The sequence below is a fragment of the Moorena sp. SIO1G6 genome (assembly GCF_010672795.1).
Lineage (GTDB): Bacteria > Cyanobacteriota > Cyanobacteriia > Cyanobacteriales > Coleofasciculaceae > Moorena > Moorena producens.
Window position 1 is genome coordinate 1 of the sequence record NZ_JAAHFZ010000179.1, and the last position, 1,428, is coordinate 1,428.

General features: G+C 47.3%; 3 protein-coding genes. All 3 read right to left on the minus strand.

Annotation, left to right across the window (positions count from 1 at the left end; all coding sequences use genetic code 11):
* Window positions 1-19: 19 nt before the first annotated feature.
* Window positions 20-355: a hypothetical protein gene (locus tag F6K63_RS36860; protein WP_287315014.1), complete on the minus strand. Its 336-nt coding sequence runs from the start codon at window positions 353-355 to the stop codon at window positions 20-22.
* A gap of 43 nt (window positions 356-398) precedes the next feature.
* Complete coding sequence (locus F6K63_RS36865; protein ID WP_008181673.1) at window positions 399-1,064, minus strand: hypothetical protein; 666 nt, start codon at window positions 1,062-1,064, stop codon at window positions 399-401.
* A gap of 94 nt (window positions 1,065-1,158) precedes the next feature.
* Window positions 1,159-1,299 (minus strand): hypothetical protein, encoded by a 141-nt coding sequence (locus tag F6K63_RS36870; protein WP_154659722.1) that lies wholly within the window; start codon window positions 1,297-1,299, stop codon window positions 1,159-1,161.
* Window positions 1,300-1,428 lie beyond the last annotated feature (129 nt).

Consider the following 1,428-nt stretch of genomic DNA (forward strand, 5'->3'; position numbering starts at 1 on the left):
CCTGGTTGACTGACAAAACTTAATGAAAAGCATAATCGTAGGTTTTTACCTTAAATTCGAGTCGATAGTACCTTTTCTGATGTTGTTTGCGGGAGGCCATGGCTGGGTCAGGGTCGTAATTAGAGGTGAAACGTACCTGATGAATAAGTTTCCAGCCATTGGCTAAGGCAGATTTGACCCACTCCCAACCAATACGAAAGTAGCTGTTGCCTCGAAACCAATGGGTATCGACCCACCGACGTTTGCCAGTCTTGACGACCTCAACTCCAACTGCCGTGACATACAGCGTGGCTACAGCTAAGATAAACCATAACCGAGATAGGGCAGACACAGAACGAATTTTCGACTTGTGCACATTTCAGCCATTGGACTGATCATCCAAGAAGTTTTCTTCAATATCAAATCGCATTCCATATTCCTGCGCATGTTTGGAGGGTCGTCTTTTCATCGCTAACAATCGCCCAAAACTCACCATTGACATTGTTGCGACCAAAGATGAGATGGACCCAACCGTACCTTTGTTCTTTATGCAACCTGACATTGTGAAAGCACAAGGCAGCTCCGTGTTTGAAATGAAAGTCTTGAAGCTGGCACCAGCCAATGCCCTTCCGCCAAATCCAAGTATCCTTTTTCACACGAATCCGATAATGCCAGCCCCATTGAGTAGTTAACCTAATCAAATCGGTGTGGACAAAGCCTCGGTCTGCTAGCAATATCACCTTAACCCCTTCACCGCATAGCCCTCTGCCTTGTTCCAACATTTCCCGATAGTCTTTGAAGGCGACAGAGGCGCTACCATGTTCCATCACCCGCCAGACCACTGGCAACGCTCGTCCCCGATGCACCACCGCCAAGCGCACCAAGCAATACTCATCCCAAAACAACGATGTATCTAAGCTTAGATATAGACACTCTTGTTTCCAATCCGCCAAGGCTGACTGGATCAGGGGTTTATACAAGCGATGAACGTTAATGCGGGCATTGTACAGCCACCGTTGCATCCGACGTTGTTTGCTTTGAGCATAGTGACCACGACAGGGTATGTGGGGAATCCAACGGGTCAAATTAACTTCCGAGGAAGTTACCGTAAGAATAGTGGAGCCTTATTTAATAAGTTTTAACCCTTTTTCTCATAGCCAGTCCCCTATAAAGGCTCCACTATTCTAAGGTTTCGTCTCCTATCTGGAGTAGACCAACCACCATCCATAAACAGGTGGTCAGATGACTCAGATGCGCCCAGTCAGAGGGTTGACCAATCTTTGTCTTCAAGGCATTGTAGAGGCGGGAGTTTATTTTCACAGCATTTTTGGGATGTGAGTGGTTTCTTTCCTGAGAATGCTGGCTCCCCCAACCAGATGTCAATGCCCAAAGCGCCCATCCCTGGTAAGGGGTTCGTGAAATCGCGCTCAACTTTTGTCAGTCAACCAG